This window comes from Agrococcus pavilionensis RW1 (assembly GCF_000400485.1).
Taxonomy (GTDB): Bacteria; Actinomycetota; Actinomycetes; order Actinomycetales; family Microbacteriaceae; genus Agrococcus; species Agrococcus pavilionensis.
Genome location: NZ_ASHR01000036.1, coordinates 34,934 through 60,677 on the forward strand (window position 1 = coordinate 34,934; position 25,744 = coordinate 60,677).

Annotated in this window: 17 protein-coding genes; 13 read left to right on the forward strand and 4 right to left on the reverse strand. The window is 69.1% G+C overall.

Annotation, left to right across the window (positions count from 1 at the left end; translation table 11 throughout):
• Nucleotides 1-96 precede the first annotated feature (96 nt).
• The 4 genes from L332_RS27495 to L332_RS27510 all read left to right on the forward strand — a co-directional run bounded on the left by L332_RS27495 (nt 97) and on the right by L332_RS27510 (nt 12,548).
• Entirely contained in the window at nt 97-6,345 is a 6,249-nt protein-coding gene (locus L332_RS27495; RefSeq protein ID WP_021011574.1) for a DUF4011 domain-containing protein, read from the forward strand.
• A 161-nt stretch (nt 6,346-6,506) separates the two neighbouring features.
• Nucleotides 6,507-7,706: a DUF6361 family protein gene (locus tag L332_RS27500; RefSeq protein WP_144061107.1), complete on the forward strand. Its 1,200-nt coding sequence runs from the start codon at nt 6,507-6,509 to the stop codon at nt 7,704-7,706.
• Between the two features lie 31 nt (nt 7,707-7,737).
• On the forward strand, nt 7,738-9,477 hold the full coding sequence (locus L332_RS27505) for a phospholipase D family protein (RefSeq protein WP_021011576.1): 1,740 nt from the start codon (nt 7,738-7,740) through the stop codon (nt 9,475-9,477).
• Nucleotides 9,474-12,548, forward strand: coding sequence for a helicase-related protein (locus L332_RS27510; protein ID WP_021011577.1), 3,075 nt, complete (start codon nt 9,474-9,476; stop codon nt 12,546-12,548). Before L332_RS27505 ends, L332_RS27510 begins: the two co-directional genes overlap by 4 nt.
• A gap of 478 nt (nt 12,549-13,026) precedes the next feature.
• On the opposite strand, the gene L332_RS27515 is transcribed toward L332_RS27510, so the two are convergent.
• On the reverse strand, nt 13,027-14,103 hold the full coding sequence (locus L332_RS27515; RefSeq protein ID WP_031224287.1) for a LacI family DNA-binding transcriptional regulator: 1,077 nt from the start codon (nt 14,101-14,103) through the stop codon (nt 13,027-13,029).
• 163 nt (nt 14,104-14,266) lie between these two features.
• On the opposite strand from L332_RS27515, the gene L332_RS27520 reads away from it, so the two are divergent.
• From L332_RS27520 to L332_RS27540, 5 genes are all read left to right on the forward strand, one after another.
• Nucleotides 14,267-15,118: an ABC transporter substrate-binding protein gene (locus tag L332_RS27520; protein ID WP_021011578.1), complete on the forward strand. Its 852-nt coding sequence runs from the start codon at nt 14,267-14,269 to the stop codon at nt 15,116-15,118.
• Between the two features lie 68 nt (nt 15,119-15,186).
• Nucleotides 15,187-15,975 (forward strand): amino acid ABC transporter permease, encoded by a 789-nt coding sequence (locus L332_RS27525; RefSeq protein ID WP_021011579.1) that lies wholly within the window; start codon nt 15,187-15,189, stop codon nt 15,973-15,975.
• Nucleotides 15,972-16,742 carry an amino acid ABC transporter ATP-binding protein gene (locus L332_RS27530; RefSeq protein ID WP_021011580.1) on the forward strand — a complete coding sequence of 257 codons (771 nt, stop codon included), beginning with the start codon at nt 15,972-15,974 and terminating at the stop codon, nt 16,740-16,742. Before L332_RS27525 ends, L332_RS27530 begins: the two co-directional genes overlap by 4 nt.
• Entirely contained in the window at nt 16,742-17,794 is a 1,053-nt protein-coding gene (locus tag L332_RS27535; protein ID WP_021011581.1) for a Gfo/Idh/MocA family protein, read from the forward strand. The genes L332_RS27530 and L332_RS27535 overlap by 1 nt, the downstream gene beginning before the upstream one ends.
• A gap of 31 nt (nt 17,795-17,825) precedes the next feature.
• Nucleotides 17,826-18,992 carry an NAD(P)/FAD-dependent oxidoreductase gene (locus tag L332_RS27540; RefSeq protein WP_021011582.1) on the forward strand — a complete coding sequence of 389 codons (1,167 nt, stop codon included), beginning with the start codon at nt 17,826-17,828 and terminating at the stop codon, nt 18,990-18,992.
• Between the two features lie 78 nt (nt 18,993-19,070).
• Here L332_RS27540 and L332_RS27545 read toward each other — a convergent pair whose 3' ends face one another.
• Entirely contained in the window at nt 19,071-20,531 is a 1,461-nt protein-coding gene (locus L332_RS27545; protein ID WP_021011583.1) for an aldehyde dehydrogenase (NADP(+)), read from the reverse strand.
• An 81-nt stretch (nt 20,532-20,612) separates the two neighbouring features.
• On the opposite strand from L332_RS27545, the gene L332_RS27550 reads away from it, so the two are divergent.
• The 4 genes from L332_RS27550 (at nt 20,613) to L332_RS27565 (ending at nt 24,787) form a co-directional block, all read left to right on the forward strand.
• Entirely contained in the window at nt 20,613-21,389 is a 777-nt protein-coding gene (locus tag L332_RS27550; RefSeq protein WP_031224291.1) for an IclR family transcriptional regulator, read from the forward strand.
• 167 nt (nt 21,390-21,556) lie between these two features.
• Nucleotides 21,557-22,636 (forward strand): zinc-binding dehydrogenase, encoded by a 1,080-nt coding sequence (locus tag L332_RS27555; RefSeq protein ID WP_031224292.1) that lies wholly within the window; start codon nt 21,557-21,559, stop codon nt 22,634-22,636.
• Between the two features lie 53 nt (nt 22,637-22,689).
• Nucleotides 22,690-24,012: an MFS transporter gene (locus L332_RS27560; RefSeq protein WP_021011586.1), complete on the forward strand. Its 1,323-nt coding sequence runs from the start codon at nt 22,690-22,692 to the stop codon at nt 24,010-24,012.
• Nucleotides 24,013-24,046: 34 nt separating this feature from the next.
• On the forward strand, nt 24,047-24,787 hold the full coding sequence (locus tag L332_RS27565; RefSeq protein ID WP_021011587.1) for an HpcH/HpaI aldolase family protein: 741 nt from the start codon (nt 24,047-24,049) through the stop codon (nt 24,785-24,787).
• A gap of 52 nt (nt 24,788-24,839) precedes the next feature.
• Here the strand turns inward: L332_RS27565 and L332_RS27570 are convergent, their stop codons facing one another.
• Together L332_RS27570 and L332_RS27575 are read right to left on the reverse strand one after the other, a co-directional pair.
• Nucleotides 24,840-25,145, reverse strand: coding sequence for a putative quinol monooxygenase (locus L332_RS27570; RefSeq protein ID WP_021011588.1), 306 nt, complete (start codon nt 25,143-25,145; stop codon nt 24,840-24,842).
• On the reverse strand, nt 25,142-25,738 hold the full coding sequence (locus L332_RS27575) for a glycerol-3-phosphate responsive antiterminator (RefSeq protein WP_081646198.1): 597 nt from the start codon (nt 25,736-25,738) through the stop codon (nt 25,142-25,144). Before L332_RS27575 ends, L332_RS27570 begins: the two co-directional genes overlap by 4 nt.
• Nucleotides 25,739-25,744 lie beyond the last annotated feature (6 nt).

The window sequence follows — 25,744 nt, forward strand, 5'->3', positions numbered from 1 at the left end:
CGTAGGCGACGGAGGCGACATTCGACGCGCGCGCACGGAGTCAGTCGTCGCACATAAAATCCGTTGAGGACCTCTCATCGAAAGCGTGGCACGCGAATGACCAGTGGAGCAGAGCGGCTCGACGCACGCCTCGAATCACTTCTCTTCTCACTCGATGAATTGCTCGCGGAGCACTTCGCCGACGAAGCAGGGGATCGCCCATGGCCGACCGCGCTGCTCCGAGGCCTCACCGACGCGGAAGCGGTGGCGTGGAAGCGGCAACCCACACACCTACTGCGCGCCGCGATGCTTGCCCGTCCGCTGCCTGGCGCCATGATGGCCGACGCGAACCTCATCATCGACGCCATCGAATCCCGGGTCGAGCTCAACGATCAGCAGACCGAGCGGTTCGAGGCGACGATCGAAGCATTGAGGCGGGCGTGGGGTCTCGAGGACGCCACGGAGTTCACGACCTTGAGCTCCAGCACGCTCGGAGGGGCGTCGATCCGAGTATTCGCACCGCAGACCGTGTCGCTCAATCTCGCCGCCACCGCAAGCCCGATCCGTGCGCACATCGAAGTTGCCGCCGGCTCAGTCGACGCGCGCCAGGCTCAACTGGACGTCGCGCTCATCGCCGACGGGATCCGACTCACGATGCCGATGCGCGACGACGTCTCGCTGTCACCAGGGGAGAAGACGCGCCTCAACACTCACGAACTCGCGTTCGACAGCAGCAGCATATGGGCGCTCGACCGGGTGACGCGCGGCGTGCTGCAGGCCCGTCTCCTCGACGGCGAGGGAGGCGTCATCGCCGAAGCGAGCGCCGGCCTCGATGTGTTGCCGCCGCGCGCGTGGCACGAGTTCGATCGCACACTCGAACCTTGGGAGACTCTCGCCGCGCACGTGCAACCGCATTCGCCCGCAGTGCAGCAGCTCATCCCCGCTGTGCAGGCGAAGCTGCGTGCGCACACCGGCAACGGATCCATCGACAACTACCAGTCCGGCGACGCGACTCGTGTCGACGCGATCGCCCGCGCCGCGTTCGAGGCGCTTCGCGATTGGCAGTTGGGGTATGCCGAAGCACCGGCAAGCTGGGATGTGCGGGGACAGCTCGTCCGCACTCCGGACGAGGTGTCGGCAACCCGTCTGGCGACGTGCATGGACTCGACGGTGCTGTTGGCTTCCCTGCTCGAGGCGCTGGGCGTCATGCCGTTGCTGGTCGGCTTCCCCGACCACATCCTGGTCGCCTACTGGCGGGTCAAGGGGAACGCCCCCTCGTCGGCCGTCCGCGCGCACGACCTACCGGCCCTGCTGACATCAGAGGTCGGTCTCGTGGAGACCACCATGGTGTGCTCATCCGCGGGGGCAGTGAGCTTCACCACAGCCACGGAGGCGGCCCGTGCCAAGGTCGAGTCCTCGTTGCCAGCGGGGATCGACGCGATCGTCGACGTGCACGTCGCCCGACGCCTGGGCGTTCGCGCCATGCCAGCACGGGTGCTCCTGCCTGACGGCAGCGTCACCGTCATCGAATACACAGCCGAGGTCTCGAGTCAGCGCATCGAGTTCCAGGGCGCGAGTCAGGCGCGAAGGACCAGCGCTCCTTCCCGCGTCGAGCGCTGGAAGTCGTCGCTCCTCGATCTGTCGCTGCGGAACCGCCTGATCAACTTCTCTCCCCGATCGCAGACGAGACTCGTGGTGCCAGCGGACGGGCTCAGCCGCTTGGAGGACGGCCTCAATGCCAACGCCGTCGTCCCGATCACGCACGACCGCGACTTCGATCCAGTCCTTCAGGACCGCATTGGACGGCTGCAGCGGCAACAGGACTTCGAAGGCAGCGCTGCCGAGATCCGCAAGGCGATCGCACGACGCTTCGACGAGCGCATGACCGTCTTTGTCAAGCTGCCGCGAACCCCGGATGAGGGTCCGAATCCGGTGACGACCTTCACGACCAAGATGCGCCGCCTCACCTCCGAGGCGCAGCGCGTCGAACGCGAGCAGGGCACCAACAACCTGTACGTGTGCTTCGGGATGCTGCGATGGAACCTAGGCGGCAAGCCGCTCGAATCGCCTCTCATCCTCGTGCCGGTGCATCTCACCTCAACGCACCGGGGAACGAAGTTCCGACTGCAGCTCGACGAGTCGGGCGCGTCCACGCCGAACTTCGCGCTGCTCGAGAAGCTCAAGACCGAGTTCGATCTCGACCTACCGGGGCTGGCGGACCCCAAGGCCGACGAATCAGGGATCGACCTCGAGGCACTGTTCGCGTCCGTACGTGAATCGATCGCTCAGCGGGGCCTAGGCTTCGCGGTGGACGAGGTCGCCGTACTCGGCCTACTCGCGTTCGGCACGTACCGCCTCTGGAAGGACGTCGCCGACCACTGGGAGCAGTTCGCGGCGACACCCCTCGTGCGGCATCTGATCCACACGCCGACCGAGGCTTTCGAGGACCCTGTGCCCGCTCGCGCGGGCACTGATCTCGACGACCTGGGACTGCGTACCCCGATCCCCGCGGATGGATCGCAGCTCGAAGCAATCGCCGATGCGGTGCACGGCACGACGTTCGTGCTGGAAGGACCTCCTGGAACGGGCAAGTCCCAGACCATCGTCAATCTGGTCGCGCATGCGATGATGGAGGGCAAGCGAGTGCTCTTCGTCGCTGAGAAGGCGGACGCGCTCGAGGTCGTCGACCAGCGACTCCGCGCGTCGGGCCTCGACGCGTTGACCCTGAACCTCCACCACGATGACGCGAAGCCGAAGCAGGTGAAGGAGGCGTTGCTCGCCGCCCTCGACCTGGCGCCGGAGTTTGATGCCGATGGACTCGCCACGCGAGGGGAATCGGCGCGAGCGAGTCAGCGGGTGCTGCAGCGCTACGCCCGCGCGCTCCACGAGCAGAACGCTGCGGGCCACTCCATGTACTCGGCTCACAATCGCGTGCTCGCGTCGCGTGAAGTCGGCGATGCGGCGGTGCCGTTCGCTGATGCGGTGGCCGCGGTGCCCGCGGAGCGCATCCAGCAAGTCCGCCAAGTCCTCGCTTCTGCTGGCGAAGCGATGGTGGCGGCCCGCCCTCGGCCCGACCACCCGTGGTCGTTCATCAACCATCCTGTCGCGGACATCGCGTCGGTCGGGCGAGCGTCCGTCGCTCTGGACAGTGCTCTGCTGGCGAGCCGCGCAGCGCCGGAACTCCACTCCTACCTGCTGACCTCGGCTTCGCTTGCGGACCGACAGCTGTGGCTCGGTGTGCAGCACGCGCCCCCCTGGCACCCCGAGACGTTGAGCGCGTGGGCGAGCTCCGATGCGCTCCAGATGGTCGAGCAATTGCGCTCCGACGTCGCGCAGTTCGTCGGGCGGGAGCGCCGCTGGTTCCGCGAGCTTCGCCCGGAGACCCTCGACCAAGACCTGCTGGGCTGGCACGCCGCAGCCGAAGCCGCCGGTCGGGGGAACCCGTTCACGCGGAAGCGTCGTCAGCGCGAGGCCGCCGAGGCGCTCAGCCCGTGGCTGCGCCCCGGCGAATCGATGAACGAGGCGACGTTCGGCTCGAAGCTGCAGGAGCTCATGCTCGACCGCAGCCAACTCGAGCATCTCCGAGATCGCCTGCGGCAGCTGCCGCTCAGCGCTGGCGCGGCAACGGCCAACCCGCTCATGGCGGCACATGGGGAGCATCTCGCCGTCGAGCTGAAGCTGTTGGCAGAGCGGCTTCGCATCCTGCTCGAGGCCGGAAGGAGCGCGGGTGCTGCAGCAGTCATTGCGGCAGCCCGCCGTGGTCGGCTCCACGAGGAAGCGCGACTGGCATCCGCCGTTCTGGAAGCTTGGAACGAGGTACAGCGCACGCTCGCGCCCGCAACGGACGGAGTCACCACCCTCCAAGCATGGGAGTCATTGCGCCTCGGCGGGTCCGCGCCGATCTCCGCCGGCGCTATCGAGTGGAACGACCTGCTGCTCGCGATCGATCCACTTGCGTCGCCTCCATTCGACGACCTGCGCGCACGCATCCTCTCGGGCAAGGAAGATCCGGATGCGATCGTGCTCGCCTTCGACCACGGAGTCGCGGCCGCGTCCGCACGGGAACGCTTCGAAGCGATGCGCATGGACTCGTTCGACCGCGCAACCCACCACGCGGCGATCGATCGGTTCGTTGCGAGCACGGAGGCCATCCGTGGCATGCTCCCCCAGCGCATTCCCGCTGCAGTGGTCGAGCACCGGACCTTCCACGGCGGCGCGCGGAGCGGCCGCATCGGCGAGTTGCGGCGCAAGCTCGGCAAGCAGCGCGGCGGTGACACGATCCGCGAGATCTTCGCGTCCCACGGGGACTTGATCACGCAGATCGCGCCCTGTGTGCTCACCAGCCCGGACGGGGCAGCTCGCTTCCTCCCACCGAACGCAGAGCTCTTCGACATCGTCGTGTTCGACGAGGCCTCGCAGATCAAGGTTGCCAACGCCATCGGCGCCCTCGGGCGCGCGCAGGTGGCCGTGGTCGTGGGCGATAGCAAGCAGATGCCGCCATCTTCCGTGTTCGACTCAGCCCTCTCCGAGGACGAGGCCGACGAGACAGCAGTCGTTGATGAGGAGTCGATCCTGCGCGAGTGCGTCCTCGCCAACGTCCCGCGACGTTGGCTGAGCTGGCACTACCGAAGCAAGGACGAGACCCTCATTGCCTTCTCGAACGAGAAGTACTACGAGTCACGCCTCGCGTCCTTCCCTTCCCCCATCGGCGCCTCCGGCAGCGGTCTCAGCCTGCGCCGCGTCGACGGGACGTTCGATCGCACGAGCCGTGGCGCGAGTGCTCGCACCAATGCGGTGGAAGCCGACGCTATCGTCGCCGAGATCGAGCGCCGGTACGCCGAATCGCCGGATGCGCTGCCTTCGATCGGTGTGATCACGCTGAACATCCAGCAACGAGACCTCATCAGAGAGCGGCTCCTCGCTACTGCCGATCCCAGGATCAGTGCCACGCTCGAAGACCCCGACAATCAGGCACTGTGGGTGCTGAACCTCGAGAGCGTGCAAGGCAAGGAGGCTGACCTCGTGCTGTTCTCGATCGCGTTCTCGAAAGACGCAAGTGGGAAGCTTCCGCTGCACTTCGGTCCAATGAACCTTCCTGGCGCGGAACGACGGCTCAACGTGGCCGTCACCCGCGCGCGGGCGGAATCGATCGTGTTCTGCTCGTTCGAGCCCATGGAGCTGCAGGCTCGGCAGCCCGCCAGCCTGGCTCTGCAGCACCTGGCGGACTTCCTCATCCGGGCGCAGGGTGGAGCGACCGCGGCCCTGCAGAGCGGGCTCCGGCGGACAACTGTCGATCGCCACCGCGACGAGCTTGCAGCGGCGCTGAACGCCGCCGGCTTCACTGCGACGACTGACGTGGGTCTGTCCGACTTCCGAGTCGACATAGCGCTCTCAGACCCGGCGGACCCCGACCGTCAACTCGTGGCTGTGTTGCTCGATGGACCGGGCTGGCGCGATCGGAAGACGGTGCACGACCGCGATGGGCTGCCGATCTCAGTCCTGTCCGATTCGATGGGCTGGCCAGCGGTCGAGCGCGTCTGGCTTGCGGACTGGATGCGTGACCGCGACGGCGTGCTCGAGCGGCTTCGGGCGGCCGTCGATCGAGCGATGACTGGCCAGCCCCTCTCCGCCTCCCCTGCGGCGACCGTGCCTGTTGCGCCATCTCGCGCAACCGCGGCCGTCGCGTCGAACGATCCCGGCGGAAGGGGGTTCGCTGTCTCGCCAACGAGGGCGCGGGCGCGCACAGCAGCCGACTCCATGCTGGCCCGCCATGCGAGCGAGTATCGACCGTGGGATCCAGAGGCGGCACGCAGCCCCCGCTACGAGGTCGATGATCTGCCCGGCTCGCGCGAACACCAAGAGGTGTCTGCCTACGCGGACCAGATCGTCGCGGCGGAAGGGCCGATCGCGTTCACGCGGCTCGCTCGGCTGATCGGCGACGTCTACGGTTTGGGGCGCGTGACCGCTGGCCGACAGGCCAAGATCCTGCGGTGCGTCTCCGATGCCTACCGCCGCTCGGGTGACCCCGATTTTGCCTGGCCTCGCGCCATCGAGCCGGCGAACTATGCCGGCTTCCGCGTACCTGCGCCCGACGAGGTCCGGTCGGTGCAAGAGATCGCGCCGGAGGAGATCGCCAACGCGATGGCGGTCATCGCGAAGCAGAGCGGTGGCGCGACTGCCGCTGACCTCATCAGTGAGGCGTTGTCAATCTTCGGCGGTCGGCGACTCACCGCGCAGGCTCGCACCGCGCTGGAAGCAGGGCTCGACCGCGGACTGCGCTCGGGACGACTGCGCAGCGACGGCGACCTCATCCATCCGACGTGGCATGGCGGTTCCGGGGATGTCGGCGCGGCCGCCGAGGACTGACATCGAAATGGGCCTGAACCGCCTCAGCGTCGACGTCGTCGGCGGATTCTTCAGATCAAGGAGCCTGGCGCCTAGGGATCCGAAGGAAGTGTGCGCTCGCCCGTAAGGTCATGAGGAAGAGCTCCGGAACGCGGAGGGCTCTTGCGCAAGGAGGAGCTGTGGTGTCACTCGTGTCGTGGTTGGACGTCTCGGCTGAGGAACACCGACGCATGCGTGAGCTTGCCGCGCTCTTCGAGCTCGGTGAGGCGCGGGAGGAGCTCGGGCTGGCTTCGCTCCGTGACGACATCGCTGACGCACTGTTCCCTGGGACGTCGACACTGCACACACGCGCGCGCTACACGTTGATCGTGCCCTGGTGTTTCCAGGCCGCGGCAAAGGCGGGCGGGTCGATGGAAGACCTCGCCCGTGTCGAGCGCCAGGCGATCGAGACACTGCGCAATTCGAAGCTGGAGATCCCCGGCCTGCTGGGCCGGACCGCCGGGGCTGGGCTCAAGACGCTTCCTTCGAGCCTCTATTGGTCTGCGCTGCAGCGGTGGGGCATCGTCGCCGAGCGGATGTCGCGACCTGATGCGCTCGCGAACTCTCGGGATCGCCGCCATGACGCTGAGGACGAATCGAACGACCAAACGGAGTCGATCTGGGATGTCTTGCCAGCGCCAGACGGGTTCCCCAAGCGGATAGACGGCGGGCTCGATCTCACGCCTGCAGAGCAGGTGTGGCTTAGGGAGAGGTTGCTGACCAGCGCACCTGACTCGCTGCTGGCCCACTTCGCGAAGCACGCGCCCTCCGCCGAGTCCTCCGCGCCGTGGGACGACCCTGCCGCTCTAGACGCCCCTTCGCGGGTTCGCGAGCTGCTCGAGCTGGCCCGAGGCTTCTCGGCCCTGATGCACGGCGCGCAGCTCCTGTACAACCTGCTGCTAGCGGAAGCGAGGCTCGCAGCACGCCCCAACGACGCGTCGTTCCAGGAATCGGTTCCCCTATTCCGGGCGGCATTGACTTCATGGGCTCAGCACGAGGACCTCGCAACGACCCTGGAAGGGTGGCGGCTCGAGGCGCTGGAGGGTGCCCTGCGGGGTGTCCTCGCGCGACCGCGTAAGACCGACGACGACACTGCTGACTTCGTGCGGCAGTGGCAGCGCCTCATGAACGGCAGAGACCTCAACGGAGTCGCCGACGATGACTTGGCGCGCGAGCTCGTCGCACGGCGCGAACTTCACGTGAAGGGCACCAAGGCCCGGCTTCGCAGCGAGCGGCGCCTCCTGTCTTGGGGCGGCTCGTCGGGCGCCGGTGCCCTCACCTACCGGTGGGGGACCGTGCGCGGCTTGATGCTCGACATCCACGCGGGAGCAGCGAGTGTTTGAGCCCAGTCACCGCAGTCTCCTCTCAGAACTGATGAGGCCTCCGACCGGCTTCCGTCTCGAGCATGCCGTCGGAACCACATTCACCCTGCACCTGCCGAGCGTGCTTCCGATCCCACTGGCCTTCGCATACACGCAGACGCCAGACGACGATCCGATCGGCGTGCTCAATGCGCTCCGTCAGTCGACCGACCGCATCGACATCTTCTGCCAGGCCGGATCGATCTCGATGCCGCGCTTGAATGACCTCGTCGCGCTCCTTGAGCCGTGCATCCATCCGGTCGTTCCAGACCGCGGACTCTTCCATCCTAAGGTGTGGTTGCTCGAGTTCGGGAACCAAGACGAGCGCCGATACAGGCTCATAATCGGCAGCCGCAACCTGACGCAAGACTCGACCTGGGATGCGGTGGCGTCGTTCGACGGGGTGGTCGTCGGCGATCTCGATGAATCCGAGCGCGCGAGCAATGAAGCAATCGCCGCCTTCGTCGCGTGGCTGACATCCCGCTCGCAGCCGTCGTTGTCAACCGAGCGCGCTCAGCGGCTGGCGGCGTTGGCTGAGCGTTGCCATGCCATCAGATGGGACAAGCCGGACGCCGTTGAGGCGCTCACCATCCACGTACTGGGCATCGAACGCGCCGGTCCCGTAGTCGACGCGAGCAACCGGGCGCTCATCATCTCCCCGTTCGTGAGCGACGATGGCATCCGCCGGCTCGCGTCTGCCGACGGTGAGACCGTGCTCGTGTCACGGCCGGAGCAGATCGATCTCCTGTCACCTGAGACGCTTCGTCGCCTGAGCCTCCGCATGCTGGACGACGGAGCGGACCTCCCGGTCGTCACAGCCCGCGCGTCCCCCGATTCCGACGAGCAGACGACCGTGCGTCCCGCATCCGACTCGCTGCTCACCGGCTTGCACGCGAAAGTCGTGGTGCATGACGTCGCGCGCGGACGCTCGCGGATTCTGATCGGTTCGGCGAACGCAACCGGCAGCGCCTGGGCGGGGAACGTAGAAGTGGTCGCGGAGTTGCTCGGCAGGACGAAGGCGATTGGGGTCGATGCCACGCTCAACGCGATGGGGGACCTCGTCGAGGAGTATGCCAGCGACGGCGGTCGAGAAGCCGACCCTGAGCAGGTGGCGACGCGGAAACTGGAGAGAGAGCTGCGGCGGATTGCTGGCCTCAGCCTCGCCGTCGCGTTCGATGGTGCAGGCCCGTTCACCTTGACGATGCGGGCCGAGAGCGACTGGCAGAGCTCCACCCACCACCACGACCTCACCTACACCTGGCGGCTCGTCACGCGAGACGCACCAATCGCCGCCGGTCCTCTCAGTCCAGGTGCGCCCGTCGTCGTGAGCGACCTCGCGCTGCGCGAACTCACGCCGTTCGTCGTGCTCGAACTCGATGACACTGACGGGCACCGCGCTTCGGCGATCCTGGTCGCGCGGATCGACCAGGACGTGGAAGGTCGGCGAGATCGCATCATCGCGCAACACCTCGACACCCCCGAAGCCTTCGCGCGGTTCCTCCGCCTGATGCTCCAGTTGCCTGCAGCGGAAACACTCGGTGGCGCAGGCGGGTGGGGGATGCTCAAGGGCGTCGGATCGTCTGGGGGCGGCATGCTCGAGCTCCTCATGCGGGCGGTCGGCGGCACGGGCCAGCCCCTCGCCGAACTGGACCGCATCCTGCAGCAGATGACGGACGAAGAACGCCAGACCGTGCTGCCTCAGGGCTTCGACGAACTGTGGGCGAACTTGAGGGCAGCGACGGAGGATCGATGACCGACTTCTCGGCGGACGACATCGTCGAACGGCTCAAGCCGTTCCAGCGGGATGCCGTGGAGCACGTCATCGAGCGCTTCTACGGCTCGAGCGGGGGATCGCGCAGCGGGCGGTTCCTCGTTGCGGACGAAACCGGGTTGGGCAAGAGCATCGTCGCTCGCGGCGTCGTTGCGCGGACCATCGAGCGGTTGCAGGATGACCCCGAGGTCGAACGCATCGATGTGATCTACATATGCAGCAATCAAGATCTCGCTCGTCAGAACCTGCAGCGGCTGAACGTCACCGGCGACCCTCACGTCAGCATGGCCACGCGGCTCACGCTGCTGGCGAGGGAGTCCAAGCAGCTGAACGGGCCGAGTCGCGACGGGCGCAAGCGGGTCAACCTCGTCTCGTTCACACCCGACACGTCATTCAGGACCGGAGGGTGGCGCATGGGCGCGGCGCCGGAGCGGGCGCTGCTCACCGTCGTCCTCGACCGCCACCACCGTCACGATGAGGCACAGAAGCACGGCACCCGGGTGCTGTTCCGAGGTGCCGCCCGAGAGCTGAAGAACTTCGTGCGGCACGTCGACAACCTGAACTTTGATCTCGACCATGGGCTGGAACTGGACGACTCGATCGTCCAAGGCTTCCTCGAAGCGTCGGAGGAGAGCGGCACCGCAGCGGCCTTTCAGAATCTGCGGGATCAGCTGACGGAGGTCGACAGCGTGCCTGGCGAGCTCTGGCATAGCGCTCAGGATCTGATCGCGCGGCTGCGGCAGGAGCTTGCAAAGGCGGGCATCGCTGCGCTCGAACCGGACCTCGTCATCCTCGACGAGTTCCAACGTTTCCGACACCTCATGGACCCCGACGCCAGCGACGCCGCTGATCTCGCCAACAGCCTCTTCACGCATGGGGATGCGAAGGTGCTCCTCCTGTCGGCCACGCCGTACAAGCCGTACACGGCCAATGGCGAGGCGGAGGACGACCATGCGCGCGACTTCTTGGCGACGCTCAAGTTCTTGGCGGGCGGAGATGAAGCGTTCGTCAGCGATGTCCGCGAGGCGTTCGCGGCCAACCGAGCCGCCTTGACCCTGGGACAAGGGCAGGCGCAGGCAGCGGATCGGATCCGCGAATTGCTGCAGTCGGTGATGTCCCGTTCGGAGCGACCGCCGCTTCAGGACAAAAAGGACATGGTCATGGAGCGACCGCTCCACGGCAGCGTGCCGTCAAGCGAAGACATCCAAGACTGGCGGGCACTCCAGCGTCTCGGCCGCGCCATCGAGTCGCGCTTCGAGCTCGACCACTGGAAGTCGATTCCGTACTTCGCGAGCTTCATGGAGACCTACCGCTCGGGAACGCGCACACGGGCCCTCCTCGAGACGGGGGCGAAAGAGGTCGCGGACGCACTCGACGCCACCCGAGGGATCACGAACAGCGCTGTCGACGCTCGGGAAGAGGTCGACCTGGGCAACGGCATGTTGAGAGCGCTAGCAGAGGAGACGATTGGTAAGGGCTGGTGGAGGCTGCTGTGGATGCCGGCCTCGATGCCTTACCTGGAGCCCGGACCGACGTACCGAGATCTCAGCGCCGACACGACGAAGCATCTGGTGTTCTCGGCCTGGAACGGCGTACCGACCGCCATCTCCGCACTGCTGAGCCACGAGGCGCATCGCCGAGCATCGACGCAGCCGGGTTCCTCTGAGGCGCCTTCATCAAACACGCGACGACTCGCGTGGAGCATGAGCGATGCTGGCAACCCCGAGCTTCGCACGCTGATGCTGTTCTGGCCTCACCCCGGCGTCGCGGCACTCGCTGATCCGCTGCAGCTCGCCCGACGTGCAGGGAGGTTGATCACCGCCAAGGAAGCCCGCCAGATGGTCAGGCCGGGCACGGCGGAGCTCACCGAGTCCCCCTGGTCGGCGTTCTTCTCTACGGCGAACGCGATCCCCGAGGACGTCGAAGACCCGGTCAAGCTCGCGACCGCAGCCCAAGGGTCTGACGACCTCGACTCCAACTTCGCGGCGCACCTCCGGGCGGGCGAGGAGTCGTCACGCGAGGATCCGCGGAGCCATGCAGCGCTTGGGGACCTCGCGCTCAGCGCGCCAGGTTCCATCGCATGGCGGAGTGTCTCGACGATCGGCGGTGACGATGTCAGCCCGGCCGCCAAGTGGCGTGCCGCGTGGCGCATCTCCCTCGCGCTTCGCGCGCTCTTCAACCGCACCGCGACCGCTCGCCTGCTCGATGGGCTCTTCCCGGGCGATCTCGACTACTGGCAGAAGGTGCTCACTTACAACACTGACGGCAACCTCCAGGCCGTGATGGACGAGTACCTCTTCCAACTGCGGAGCGAACTCGGAGGTGGGCCGCTCGACGACGCGAAGCTCCTGCAGATCGCCGATTCGGTCGCAGCAGCCCTCGGGTTGCGCACCGTCAACCTGGAAGGGCACGAGACAACTCCTGAGCGCGACGTCATCCGTTTCCCAACGCGCTTCGCCGTGCGCTATGGCGGTGTCAGCCACAGCGTCGACGGCAAGACTGAGCAGCGCCAAGCCGATGTGCGCGCGGCGTTCAACAGCCCATTCGCGCCGTTCATCCTCACCTCGACGAGCGTCGGTCAGGAGGGAATCGACTTCCACTGGTGGAGCCACGCAGTGGTGCACTGGAACCTGCCGTCGAACCCTGTGGATTTCGAGCAGCGGGAGGGCCGAGTGCATCGTTTCCTTGGGCATGCCATCCGCAAGAACTTGGCGCAACGGCACCGCGACGATGTACTGGCTTCCACCCTGCCGCCCTGGGACGCCGCCCTGCAGGCAGCCGAGCAGGCGTCGGAACAAGAAGGGAACGCGTTCGCGCCCTGGTGGGTCTACGAGGGCGACGCCCGGATCCTGCGACGAGTCGCAAGTCTTCCGCTCAGTCGCGAGCCGGCACGTTACGAGCGTCTACGGCGAGACCTCACGCGTTACCGACTGACACTCGGTCAGCCGCGCCAGCAAGACCTGCTTCGCGTCCTCGAAGAACAAGGCGACTCCCAAGGGAAGCTCAAGACCATCGATCTCAGTCCTCCGCGGTGGAATGAGGCCCAGCGATAGCGGTGTCCGCTGTGCTGACCCGAGCACAGCGGCGCACCTCACTCGTGCGGATCAGCCAGCCTCGGATGGCTGCGGGCCTGCTCCCTTCCGACAGCAACATGCACCGCCGGGTGCGGCCGTCCAACACGACGCCCAGTCCAGCGACCCGCCGGAGTCTTCAACAACCTCCCGGTTCTCGAGCATCGCAATGATCTGCATCTTGCCGATCGAGGCGAAGCAGGTGCTCTCGCGATGCGCCGCTAACGCCTCCGCATCGTTCCAGACCTCGACGATCGTGAAAGGCGTTTGGGCGCTAGAGGTTCAGCGCGATCGGCTAACAAAGTTGCCGGGCCCTTGCCGGTTCTCTTCCGCGAGCGCTGGCAGGAGCTTCGCTACGCGGTCGGCCGCCTAGCGCTTCGGCGGCGTAGGCGCCGATCGCAACGAAATGCTCAGCGTTCCAAGTTTGCGCAATCGCGGTTGGCAAACCGGCACGCGACGCTCAGCGCGAAGGCGGCGCCACCGACTCCCGCTCGATGAGGTGCTGCTTCAGCACGCGCGTCACTGGTGGACGGCCGTCGCCCCTCACGCGGCGGATGAGCAGCTCCGCCGCCTCCGCGCCGATCTCGTGGATCGGCTGCGCCATCACCGTGATGCCCGGCGTCGCGACGCCCGTCCAGTCGGCGTCGTCGAACGCGACGAGCGAGAGGTCGCGCGGGATCTGCAGGCCGAGCTCACGCGCGGCCCGGAAGACGCCGAGGGCGATAAGGCTGTCGGAAGCGACGATCGCGGTCACAGGGTCGGCACCCGTGAGCAGGCGAGTCGCCATCCGCTCCACGCCCTCGCGGCGCGCATTGAGGTGCACGTGCCGCTCGGGGTGCTCGATGCCCCCGGCTGTCATCGCGTCGAGGAAGCCCTCGACGCGCTCGGCGACCGACGACGTCGGCAGCACATCGGTCCGCGCGAAGGCATCGGCCGGATGGGTCGTGGTCGAGATGAAGGCGATCTGGCGGTGCCCGGCGTCGACGAGCAGCGAGGTCAGCTCGCGCGCCCCGCTGCGGTTCGCGGCGATGACGCTGTCCGCCTCAACGCCTTGCGCGGTGCGGTCGAAGAGCACGAGCGGACGCCCTGCGTCGATGACGGTGCGCAGGTTCTGCGTCTCGACCGAGGACGCCGCGGCGACGAGCAGCCCGTCGACACGCTTCGCAAGCTGCACGCCGATCGCCTTCGCCTCCGTCTCGAGGTCCTCGTCGGAGTTCGAGAGGATCAAGTCGAAGCCCGCGGCAGCTGCGACGTCGGCGGCGCCTCGCGTCGCCTGCGCGAAGAACGGGTTCTCGATGTCGCCGACGACGATGCCGAGCGTGTTCGAACGGCCGGTGCTCATCGTCTTCGCGAGCGCGTTCGGGCGATAGCCGAGCCGATCCGCGGCCCCGAGCACCCGGTCGCGCACGGCATCGCTCACGGCGCCGTAGTCGCCGAGCGCGCGGGCGGCGGTCGCCTTCGACACGCCGGCCGCGGCCGCGACGTCGCTCACCGTGACTTCGCGCCGCCCGCTGCCCGTGGCTGCCGGTTCGCTCACCGTTCCTCCGATTCGAGTGTTGACGTCTCGCCGCGTCGTGCCGTACTGTCCCAGCAAACGGGTTGAGACCGGTCTCAACATAACCGAGTGAGACCGGTCTCAGCAACGGGACCAACAGCATCCGATGCAGCACCACCGGCGTTGCACCATCGAGAGGACCACCATGAAGCTCCGCCCCAACCACCGCCGCTCGGCGCTCACCGCCGTCGTGGCGGCCGCAGCCGTCGGGCTCGCGGCCTGCTCGGGAGGCGCACCGAGCGCTTCCGACAGCGCGACCGAGGACAACCCCTACGGCCTCATCACGCCCGGCCAGATCCGCGTCGCGAGCCTGGGCGACGCCCGCCCCTACACGTTCACCGACGAGTCGGGAGAGTTCACCGGCTTCGACGTCGAGCTCTTCACCGACGTCGCCGAGCGCATCGGCATCGAGGACGTCGTCTTCACCGGCCAGGACTTCTCGGGCCTGCTCGCCGCAGTCGCGAACGGGCAGTTCGACGTCGGCGTCGCCGCGATCGGCATCACCGAGGAGCGCCAGCAGACGGTCGACTTCAGCGACGGCTACCTCGCCGGCTACCTGACCGTCATGGCGAACCCCGACGCGGGCATCGCCGACGAGGCCGACCTCGCGGGCACGCGCCTCGGCGTCGTGCAGGGCACGCTGCAGGAGGCGTACGCGGTCAAGAACTTCACCGACACCGAGCTCGTGCGGTTCCCCGACAACAACGCGGCGATCTCTGCCGTCAACAGTGGCTCGATTGACGCGCACTTCCTCGACTACGAGGCGGCGAAGGAGTACGCCGAGCAGTACGGGCTCGAGAACGCGATCGACATCCCGTCGTTCGACGCCCCCGCCGGCTTCGCGATCGCGAAGAACAAGCCCGAGTTCCAGGCCGCGCTCAACGAGGCGCTCGCCGCCGCGATGGAGGACGGCACCTGGAAGGAGCTCTACGAGAAGTGGTTCCCGGGCTCCCCGATGCCCGAGCAGTACCTCCCGTCGAGCGAGCAGTCGGAGTAATCGAAGAGTCGGTGCCTGGCGCGGCCTGACAGCGCCGCGCCAGGCACCACCAAGCAACGGAGCACACCATGGACTGGCTCGACAACCTCATCAAGACCTTCCTCGACTTCGAGGCCATGTGGCTGGTCCTCCCCCAGCTGCTGGGCGTCGGACTCGTCAACACGCTCGTCATCTCGCTCGCGGCGACCGCCATCGGTGTCGTGCTCGGGATGGTGGTGGCGATCATGGGCATCTCGCCGTCGAAGTGGCTGCGGGTCCCCGCCCGCGTCTACACCGACATCTTCCGCGGGCTGCCCGCGATCCTGACGATCCTGCTGATCGGTCAGGGCTTCGCGCGGATCAGCCAGCAGATCTTCGGCCCCTCCCCCTATCCGCTGGGCATCCTCGCCCTGAGCCTCATCGCGAGCGCCTACATCGGCGAGATCTTCCGCGCCGGCATCCAGAGCGTCGACCGCGGGCAGCTCGAGGCCTGCCGCGCGCTCGGCATGAGCTACGGACGCGCGATGCGCCTCGTGGTGGTGCCCCAGGGCATCCGCCGTGTCCTGCCGGCGCTCGTGAACCAGTTCATCGCGATCGTGAAGGACTCGAGCCTCGTCTACTTCCTCGGCCTGCTCGTCAGCGAGCGCGAGCTGTTCCGCGTCGGCCAGGACGCCGCGGTGCTGACGGGCAACCTCTCGCCGCTCGTGCTCGCGGGCGTCTTCTACCTCGTGATCACGGTGCCGCTGACGCACCTCGTGAACTACTTCGACGACCGCTTCCGCACGGGCCGCCGCAAGCCCGCACCGCCGAAGAGCGGACTCGACGAGCTCGAGGAGCTCACGCCCACGCCGGCCCTCACCTACGGGAGCAACACGTGACCTACACCACCCCCGTCCCCATCACCGACGGACACTTCTACGCCGGCTCGAGCCTCGAGCTGCGCGACCTGACCATGGCCTACGGCGAGATCGAGGTGCTCCGCGAGGTGAGCCTCGAGGTCGAGCCCGGCACGACGACGTGCATCATCGGCCCCTCCGGCTCGGGCAAGTCGACGCTGCTGCGCGGCGTCAACCGGCTGCACGAGCCGAAGTCGGGGGACGTGCTGCTCGCGGGCGAGAGCGTGCTGACGCAGAAGCCGGATGCGGTGCGCAAGCGCATCGGCCTCGTCTTCCAGCACTTCAACCTCTTCCCCGACCACACGGCGCTCGAGAACGTCGCGCTCGCGGTGCGGCACGTCAAGGGCCTCTCGAAGGCCGAGTCGCGGCGCATCGCGGAGGCGCGGCTCGAGGAGGTCGGCCTCGCCGAGCGCGCCGACCACCGCCCGCGCGACCTCTCCGGCGGCCAACAGCAGCGCGTCGCGATCGCCCGGGCGCTCGCGATGGAGCCCGAGGTCATGCTCTTCGACGAGGCGACGAGCGCGCTCGACCCCGAGCTCGTCAAGGGCGTGCTCAACCTCATGGCGCAGCTCGCGCAGCGCGGCATGACCATGCTCGTCGTCACCCACGAGATGGGCTTCGCCCGCAAGGTCGCCGACCAGGTCGTCTTCATGGACGAGGGCCGCGTCGTCGAAGCGGGCGCGCCCGCCGACCTCTTCGAGCACCCCAAGAGCCCGCGCCTGCAGCGCTTCCTCTCGGAGGTGCTGTGATGGCGGCGAGCGCTCAGGCGCCGATCCGCACGGCGATCATCGGCTACGGCACCTCCGGCCGCATCTTCCACGCGCCGTTCCTCGCGGCCGATCCCGACTACTCGCTCGACGTCATCGTGACGGCGGATGATTCTCGGCGGGCTGCGGCGGAGGCGCAGCACCCGGGTGCGCGCGTCGTGCCGACTCCGGATGCGCTGTGGGCGCGGGCGGGCGAGCTCGACCTCGTGGTGATCGGCTCCCCGAGCGGCACGCACGCCTCACTCGCGTCGGCGGCGCTCGAGGCGGGTCTCGACGTCGTCGTCGACAAGCCGTTCGCGGCGACCGCGGAGGAGGGCGAGGCGCTCATCGCGCGGGCCGAGCGCCTCGGCCGGCGCATCACCGTCTACCAGAACCGCCGCTGGGACGGCGACTTCCAGACGCTCCGGCAGCTCATCGGGCAGGGCGCGCTCGGCGAGGTGCGGCGCTTCGAGTCGCGGTTCGAGTGGTGGCAGCCCGAGCCGCGCGCCGGCTGGAAGTCGGAGGCGACCGTCGGCGAAGCGGGCGGCATCCTGTACGACCTCGGCACCCACCTCATCGACCAGGCGATGCAGCTCTTCGGCGCCGTCGGCGGGCTGCACGCGGAGGTGTTCCGCCGCCGCGCGGGCGCGGCCGCCGACGACGACGTGTTCCTCGCGCTGCAGCACGAGTCGGGCGTCGTGTCGCACCTGTCGATGAACGCGGTCGCGCCGACCTTCGGGCCGCGCTTCCACGTGCTCGGCGCTCGCGCCGCCTACACCTCGTGGGGACTCGACGGCCAGGAGCCCGCGCTGCTCGCCGGCGCGCGCCCCGGCGACGCCGGCTTCGGCGAGACGCCCGAGGAGCGCTGGGGCGTCGTCGGCACCGGCGACGACACCCGCCGCGTGCCGACGCTGCGCGGCGACTACGGCGCCTTCTACCGCGGCCTCGCCGAGGCGCTCCGCACCGGCGGGCCGCTGCCCGTCGACCCGGCCGACGCCGTCGCCGCCCTCCGCGTCATCGAGCGGGCGCACGCCGCCTCGGCAGCCCTGCTCTGACCTCCCTCTCACCAGAAAGCGAAGCATCCGCATGACCACCTCCCCCTCCCACGTCGTCGTCCTCGGCGGCGGCATCCTCGGCGTCTCGACCGCCGCGCACCTCGCGCGTGCCGGCGCATCCGTCACGCTCGTGACGTCCGGCGCCCTGGCCGACGGCGCATCCGGCCGCTCGATCGCGTGGCTCAACTCCTCCGGCGACCGCTCGGCCGCCTACCACTACCTGCGCCTCATCGCCCTCGACCGCTACCGCACGTGGAGCGCGCGCCACCCCGAGAGCAGCTCGTACCTGCGCTTCGACGGCGCGCTGAAGTGGGGCAGCGCTGACGAGAGCTTCGCGCAGACGTTCGCCTTCGAGCGGGCGGGCGGCTACGACGCCGTCTGGGTCGACCGCGACGACGTCGCGGCGATCGCGCCCGACGTGAACCCGGATGCGGTGGCCGACGAGGGCGCGATCTTCAACCCGGGCGAGGGCTGGGTGAACCTGCCTGACCTCATCGCGGCGCTCGTGAGCGAGGCCGTCGCGAACGGCGCGCAGGTCATCGAGCAGGCCGGCGACGCGCGGGTCGACGTGCAGGACGGCGCGGCCGTCGGCGTCGTGCTCGGCGACGGCACCCGCATCGCCGCAGACCGCGTCGTGCTCGCGACCGGCGGCTCGGTGCCCGCGCACCTCGCGGCGCTCGACGTCGTCGTGCCGGATGCGACGCCCACGGCCTTCGTGCTCGTCACCGAGCCGGTCGACGTCGAGGTGCGGACGGTGCTCAACACGCCGCGCGTCGCGGTGCGGCCCATGCCCGACGGCCGCCTCGTGCTCGACGCGGACTGGGCCGAGAAGTCGATCGTCGTCGGCGACGACGGCTCGATCACCGTGCCCGAAGCATCCGTCGAAGGACTGCTCGAGGAGGCGTCGAAGGTGCTCGCGGGCAACCCGACGCTCACCGCGCAGCGGGTCGCCGCCGGGCTCAAGCCCATCCCGGGCGACGGCGAGCCGGTCGCGGGCCGCGTGCCGTCGATCGACGGGCTCTACACGCTCTTCACGCACTCGGGCGCGACGCTCGGCCTCATCCTCGGCGAGCTGCTCGCGGAGGAGATCGTCACGGGCACGCCGTCGCCGGTGCTCGCGCCGTTCACGCTCGACCGGTTCAGCGGCGAGCAGGAGCGCGACGAGGTCGGCACCGGAGCGTGGGCGCCGGTGCGCTGACCACTGCGACTTCGTGCTGGAGCCCGGGTCGGACATCGTCCGACCCGGGCTCCTCGCTTCGCGCAGACCCTCGGCGCGTCAGCCGTCGACGCGCTGCGAGATCCCCAGCGGGTTCTCGTCGCGCAGCGCCTCGGGCAGCAGCGCCGCCGGGAAGTTCTGGAACGCGACTGGGCGCAGGAAGCGAGTGACGGATGCGGTGCCGACCGCGGTCGTCGTCGGCGCGGTGGTCGCGGGGTACGGCCCGCCGTGCTGCTGCGCGAACGTCACCGAGACGCCCGTGGGCCACTGGTTCCACAGCACGCGGCCGGCCCGGTCGACGAGCGCCGGCACGAGGCGACGCGCGACTTCGAGGTCGGCCGCGTCGCCCTCGTCGGCGACGATCGTCGCCGTGAGCTGGCCCTCGAGCCCGCGCGCGACGCGCTCGAGCTCGGCAGCGTCCGTGTAGGTGACCACGAGGCCCGCGGGGCCGAAGACCTCGCGCACGAGCGCCTCCGGGTCCTCCAGCACCGCGTCGATGGTCGTCAGCAGCAGCGTCGCCTCGGGCGGCGACTGGCGGCTCGCCTCGCCCTCGCGCAGCACGGAGACGTCGGAGCGGCCCGTCATCTCCTCGAGCCCCGCGACGAAGCCCTCCTGGATGCGGTCGTTGAGCAGGGGCGCGGGAGCCGGCACGGCCGCGCCGCGCAGCGCATCCACGATCTCCGACTCGGCGGGCACGAACAGCACGCCGGGCTTGGTGCAGAGCTGGCCCTGGCTGCCCGTGACCGACGCGAGGTACTCCTCGGCGATCTGCTGGGCACGGCGCGACGCGGCGGCGGGCGCGACGAACGCGGGGTTCACGCTGCCGAGCTCGCCGTAGAACGGGATCGGCTCGGGGCGCGCGTTGGCGATGTCGAACAGCGCGCGGCCGCCGCCGATCGAACCGGTGAACGACGCGGCCTTGATCGCCGGGTGCTTCAGCGCCTCGACGCCGTTCTGCGTGCCGTGGATGACCGACACGAGGTCGGCCGGCGCCCCGGCCTCGATCGCAGCCTTGCGGATGACCGCGACCGTCGCGTCCGAGAGGCGCGGGTGGCCCGAGTGCGCCTTCACGAGCACGGCGTTGCCGGCCGCAAGCGCCGCCGCCGTGTCACCGCCGGCGACCGAGAAGGCGAACGGGAAGTTGCTGGCAGCGAAGTTGAGCACCGGGCCGATCGGCACGAGCATGCGGCGAAGATCCGGCCGCGGGGCACCCATCGGCCACTCGGCGTCGGGCCGGTCGATGCGCACGTCGAGGAAGTCGCCGCGCTCCACCTCGTCGGCGAACAGGCGCAGCTGGAACGTCGTGCGCTTGAGCTCGCCCTTCAGGCGCGCCTCGGCGAGCGCCGTCTCCTCCTGCGCGATCGCGATGAGCTCGGCGCCGGCCGCGTCGAGCGCGTCGGCGATCGTGCGCATCACGCGAGCGCGCTCCGCGTAGGGCGTCGCGGCCCAGACGGCGGATGCGTCGGCGACCGTGAGGACGGCCTCGTCGGTCGTGCGCGCGATCGTCGTGGTCTCAGTCATCGGGTCCTCCAGTCGTCGGCAGGCACGGGGACTGCACCGTGCCGTCCCCCATTGAAACCGCCGCGCGGCTAGAGTGATGCCATGAGTTCCGATGAACGGAACGCTCCGCGCTCGATGATCGGCCGTGTCGCCGCCGTGCTCGGCGCGTTCAGCGGCGAGCGCCCGGTGCTCGGGGTCAACGACATCGCGCGCTCCGCGGGGCTCGCGAAGTCGGTCACGTCGCGCATCGTCAGCGAGCTCGTCGCCGTCGACTTCCTCGAGCGCGCCGACAACGGCGTGCGCGTCGGCATCCGGATGTTCGAGCTCGGCGAGCTCGCGCAGCGCTCGAAGGAGCTGCGGCAGCTCGCGCTCGCGGCGATGGCCGACCTGCGGCAGGCGACGGGCATGACCGTGCAGCTGAGCGTGCTGAAGAGCCCCGATCAGGTGTACGTCGAGATCCTGCGCGGCCGCGACGCCGACATGCCCATCCGCTCGCGGATCGGCGGGCGAGTGCCCGCCTACGCGACCGCCGGCGGCAAGGCCGTGCTCGCGCACTCGACGGACGAGGTCGTCGCCGGCGCGACGCCCCAGCTGTTCGAGCAGCTCGGCCCCGGCACCGTCACCGACGAGGCGGCGCTGCGCCGCCAGCTCGACGCCGTGCGGGCCAACGGCTTCTCGCACGAGGTCGAGGAGTCGAACCCCGGCGTCGAGTGCGTCGCGTGCCCGCTGCTGCGAGCCGACGGGACGCCGATCGCGGCGATCTCGATCTCCGGCCCCGCGCACCGCGCGAACATGCTCCAGTACGCACCCGCCGTCCGCATCACGGCCCTCGGCCTCAACCGACGCATCCGCGCCAACTCCGCCTTCAGCTCGCTGTAACCCGATCCGCTGACCGGAACGCGGTTTGCGCCGCACCGGCACCGCGGCCCTACGTTGAGCGACGTCGTCAGACATCGACTGCTGCGCACGGCTGCGCACAGGGCCATCCATCGGCATCGATGCACAGCGACCGATCAACGAGGAGGCGCCGCGTGAAGGCGATGGTGATGCACGAGACAGGTGCTCCGCTCGTGCTCGAGGAGCTCGAGCTCGACCAGCCCGGTCCCGGCGAGGTGCGCGTGCGCATCGAGGCGGCCGGGGTCTGCCACAGCGACGTCCACTACATCTCCGGCGGCCTCGCCGCCCGCACGCCGATCGTGCTCGGCCACGAGGGCGCCGGCATCGTCGAGGAGGTCGGCGACGGCGTGAGCGGCTTCCGGCCGGGCGACAAGGTCGTGCTGATGTGGCGACCGCGCTGCGGAGAGTGCGAGTTCTGCCTCACCGGCCAGCCGGCGCAGTGCGCCCTCGGCAAGGTGCACGGCCAGACGAACGGCCTGCTGCGCGGCGGCACGCGCCTCAGCAAGGACGGCGTGCGCTACCACCACCTCATGGGCGACGCGTGCTTCGCCGAGCACGCGGTCGTCTCGCAGGAGTCGCTCATCGCGATCGACAGCGACATCCCGTCGGAGATCGCCGCGATCGTCGGCTGCGCCGTCATCACCGGCATGGGCACCGTGCTCAATAAGATGCCCGACCTGACGGGCAAGTCGGTCGCAATCATCGGCGCGGGCGGCGTCGGCCTCTCCGCCGTGATCGCCGCGCAGCTCGTCGGCGCCGCGCAGATCATCGTCTCCGACGTGGTCGCCTCGCGCCTCGAGAAGGCGCGCGAGCTCGGGGCGACGCACACGATCGACTCGTCGACCGAGGACTTCACCGACCGGGTGCTCGAGCTCACCGGCACGGGCGTGCACTACGTGCTCGAGGCCATCGGCCGTCCCGCGACCATCCGCGCAGGCTTCGAGGCGCTGCGCCCCGGCGGCACCGAGGTCGTCGTCGGGCTCGGCGCCGTCGGCGAGGAGCTCTCGATCCCCATCAACCTGCTCGTGCAGGGCGACCGCAAGGTCGTCGGCGCGCTCTACGGCTCGTCGAACACGCCCGTGCAGCTGCCCGAGATCCTGCGCCTCTACCGCGCCGGCCGGCTCCCGCTCGAGAAGCTGCTCGACCAGTCCTTCGCGCTCGAGGACGCCAACGAGGCGATCGAGCACCTGCGCACCGGCGCGGTCGGTCGCCCGATCCTCGTCCCCTGAACTCCCCCTTCAACCGCACCAACGCATCCGCTTTGCTTATCAAAGGAGAGAGCATGACCGCCATCGACGACAAGCCGCCGACGACGCCTGACATCGTCGTCTCGGCCAAGGACCGCCGCCGCGCCCTGTGGGGCAGCGCCGTCGGCTCGACCATCGAGTGGTACGACTACTTCCTGTACGGGACGATGGCCACGGCCGTCTTCAACCTCCACTTCTTCCCGAGCGAGGATCCGGTCGTGAGCTCGATGCTCGCGTTCGCCTCGTTCGCGCTCGCGTTCCTCGTGCGCCCGCTCGGCGGCGTGATCTTCAGCCACGTCGGCGACCGCATCGGCCGGAAGAAGACGCTCGTCATCACGCTGACCCTCATGGGCGTCGCGACGATGCTCATGGGCGTGCTGCCCGACTACGCCGCGATCGGCGTCGCCGCGCCCATCCTGCTCACGCTCCTGCGCCTCGTGCAGGGCCTCGCCCTCGGCGGCGAGTGGGGCGGCGGCCTGCTGCTCGCCGTCGAGTACGCGCCGAAGAACCGCCGCGGCTTCTACGGCGCCGTGCCGCAGATCGGCGCGCTCGCCGGCCTCGCGCTCGGCAACATCGTGACGATCGGCGCTCGCGCGATCTTCCCGGAGGAGGCGTTCGAGTCGTTCGGCTGGCGCATCCCGTTCCTGCTCTCGGGCGTGCTGCTCGTCGTGGGCCTCTGGATCCGCTCGAAGATCGACGAGACGCCCTCGTTCCGCAAGGTGAAGGCTGAGGGCACGACCCAGCGCCTGCCGATCGCCACGGTGCTCAAGAAGTACTGGCGCGAGGTCGTCATCTCGACCGGTGCGAAGTTCGTCGAGACCGCCACCTTCTTCATCTTCGCGACGTTCTCGATCTCCTACGCCACGAGCTTCGGCTACGACTTCGGCGCGGTGCTCGCGTTCCTGCTCGTCGGCGCGATCCTCGGCATCGGCGGCATGCTGTTCTACGGCGGGCTCTCCGACCGCATCGGGCGCAAGAAGGTCTTCCTCGGCGGCTCCGTCGCGGTGGCGATCTTCATCTTCCCGTACCTCGCGATGCTCTCGAGCGGCAACCTGTGGCTCGCAGGCCTCGCGATCATCCTGTCGTTCGCGGTCATCTGGCCGACCTACGGCTCGCTCATCGGCACGGTGCTCGCCGAGAACTTCGCGCCCGAGATCCGCTACACCGGCGCATCGCTCGGCTACCAGCTCGGCGCCGCGATCGTCGGCGGCCCGGCGCCCCTCATCGCGACGGCGCTGCTCGCGGCGTTCATGGGCAGCTGGATCCCGGTGGCGATCTTCGTGGTCGTCTGCGCGCTCGTCGGGTTCGTGTCGGTGTCGTTCGTGAAGGTGCGGCACAACGAAGAGCTCGATGTCTGAGCAGCGCTCAGCTGAGCTGGCCCGGGCGCCCCGCGTGGGCGCCTGGGCCACGCTCGACTCCCCCGTCGCGACGGAGCAGGTCGCGCGCACCGGCTTCGACTACGTGTGCGTCGACGGGCAGCACGGCCTGCTCGGCTACGACGCGCAGGTGCGGGCGCTGCTCGCGGTCGCGGCGGGCGGCGCGACGCCGTGGGCGCGCGTGTCGACGAACAGCGCGGCCGAGATCGGGCGCGTGCTCGACGCCGGCGCGCGCGGCGTGATCGTGCCGCTCATCGACACCGCCGACGAGGCGCGCGCGGCTGCGGAGGCGGCGCGCTACCCGACCTCCGGCGGCCGTCGCTCCTACGGGCCGATGCGACTGGGTCCGCACTTCGGCGCGACGCCCGGAGAGACGGATGCGTCGGTCACCGTGCTCGCGATGATCGAGACGGCATCGGGGCTGGCGGAGCTCGAGGCGATCCTCGACGTCGACGGCATCGACGGCGTGTACGTCGGTCCGTACGACCTCTCGCTCGCGCTCGGCGCGCGAGTGCCGTTCGAGGACGAGATCCTGCCGCGACTCGACGCCGAGCTCGATCGGGTGGCTGCCGCGTGCCGCGAGCGCGGCAAGATCGCCGGCGTGCACTGCGCCGACGGCGAGCAGGCAGCGCGACGCATCGAGCAGGGCTTCACGATGGTGACCGCCGCCACGGATGTGGCGTCGCTCCGAGCCGACATGCAGCGGCAGCTCGGCGCGGCGACCGGCGCGCGCCTCGAAGCGTCGCGGGCGTACTGACGCGAAGTCGGCGGCGAAAGGGCGGGCTCGGAAGAGCTCGCCCCTTCTTCGCTCAGTTCAGCGACCCATCCCCGGAGTAGCCGACGACCTCCCGGCTCTCGAGCATCGGGATGATCTGCATCTTGCCGATCGACGCGAAGTGGGCGCTCTCACGGTGCGCCGTGAACGCATCCGCATCCTCGTAGACCTCGACGATCGTGAAGACGTTCGGCCGCTCGAGATCGCGCGCGATCGAGTAGGAGATGTTGCCCGGCTCCTGCCGACTTTCAGCGGCGAGCGTCGGCAGCAGCTGCGCGACGCGATCGGCGGCCTCGGGCTTGGCGGTGTAGGTGGCGATGACGATGTAGTGCTGGCTCATGATTGGTTCTTCCTGTAGGTCCAGAGTGTGCGCTCGCTCGTCGAGACGCCGGCCGCTCCACATGCGATCGCGGCCTCGAGCGAGCGCTCGTTCGCGACGAATCCGCCGGCGATGACGGGCGAGATGCGCATCACCGGTTCGTCGAGGATGTAGGGCAATACGGGGGCCGGCATGATCTGCACGAAGCTCGGCTGAGATCCCTCGAGCCCATGGGTCGATCGCGGCAGGTTCAAGCGGTCGGTGATGAAGAGCTTCTGCATCGCGAGCATGCCGTGCTGCTCGATCCGGGCGATCATCGCGGCCCGGGTGGTCACGACCCCGGCGGCACCGATCTTCGCGAGGAAGTCGATGCCGCCGCGATCTGGCGCGAGTCCCGAGACGGTGTCGGCGTTGATGAAGGCGAAGCGGTCAGCCCCCGCCATGCGCGCGACCACCGATTCGAGCCGGAGCAGCTCGCCGTTCGCGACAATGCAGACGGGCGCGTCGGTGTCGAGGAACTCGTCGACATCGTCGGGCGAGAAGAGCGACGCGATCGCCGGCCGGGCGCGGAGCTGGGTCGACACCAGCAGCCGGCGACGCGTCAATGCACTCATGCTCGC

Bases quoted from the DNA above. Each gene is read 5' to 3' on its own strand.
- L332_RS27495 (WP_021011574.1), top strand. From the start codon at position 97: ATGACCAGTGGAGCAGAGCGGCTCGACGCACGCCTCGAATCACTTCTC.
- L332_RS27505 (WP_021011576.1), top strand. From the start codon at position 7,738: ATGAGGCCTCCGACCGGCTTCCGTCTCGAGCATGCCGTCGGAACCACA.
- L332_RS27510 (WP_021011577.1), top strand. From the start codon at position 9,474: ATGACCGACTTCTCGGCGGACGACATCGTCGAACGGCTCAAGCCGTTC.
- L332_RS27520 (WP_021011578.1), top strand. From the start codon at position 14,267: ATGAAGCTCCGCCCCAACCACCGCCGCTCGGCGCTCACCGCCGTCGTG.
- L332_RS27525 (WP_021011579.1), top strand. From the start codon at position 15,187: ATGGACTGGCTCGACAACCTCATCAAGACCTTCCTCGACTTCGAGGCC.
- L332_RS27535 (WP_021011581.1), top strand. From the start codon at position 16,742: ATGGCGGCGAGCGCTCAGGCGCCGATCCGCACGGCGATCATCGGCTAC.
- L332_RS27540 (WP_021011582.1), top strand. From the start codon at position 17,826: ATGACCACCTCCCCCTCCCACGTCGTCGTCCTCGGCGGCGGCATCCTC.
- L332_RS27545 (WP_021011583.1), bottom strand. From the start codon at position 20,531: ATGACTGAGACCACGACGATCGCGCGCACGACCGACGAGGCCGTCCTC.
- L332_RS27550 (WP_031224291.1), top strand. From the start codon at position 20,613: ATGAGTTCCGATGAACGGAACGCTCCGCGCTCGATGATCGGCCGTGTC.
- L332_RS27555 (WP_031224292.1), top strand. From the start codon at position 21,557: ATGCACGAGACAGGTGCTCCGCTCGTGCTCGAGGAGCTCGAGCTCGAC.
- L332_RS27560 (WP_021011586.1), top strand. From the start codon at position 22,690: ATGACCGCCATCGACGACAAGCCGCCGACGACGCCTGACATCGTCGTC.
- L332_RS27570 (WP_021011588.1), bottom strand. From the start codon at position 25,145: ATGAGCCAGCACTACATCGTCATCGCCACCTACACCGCCAAGCCCGAG.
- L332_RS27575 (WP_081646198.1), bottom strand. From the start codon at position 25,738: ATGAGTGCATTGACGCGTCGCCGGCTGCTGGTGTCGACCCAGCTCCGC.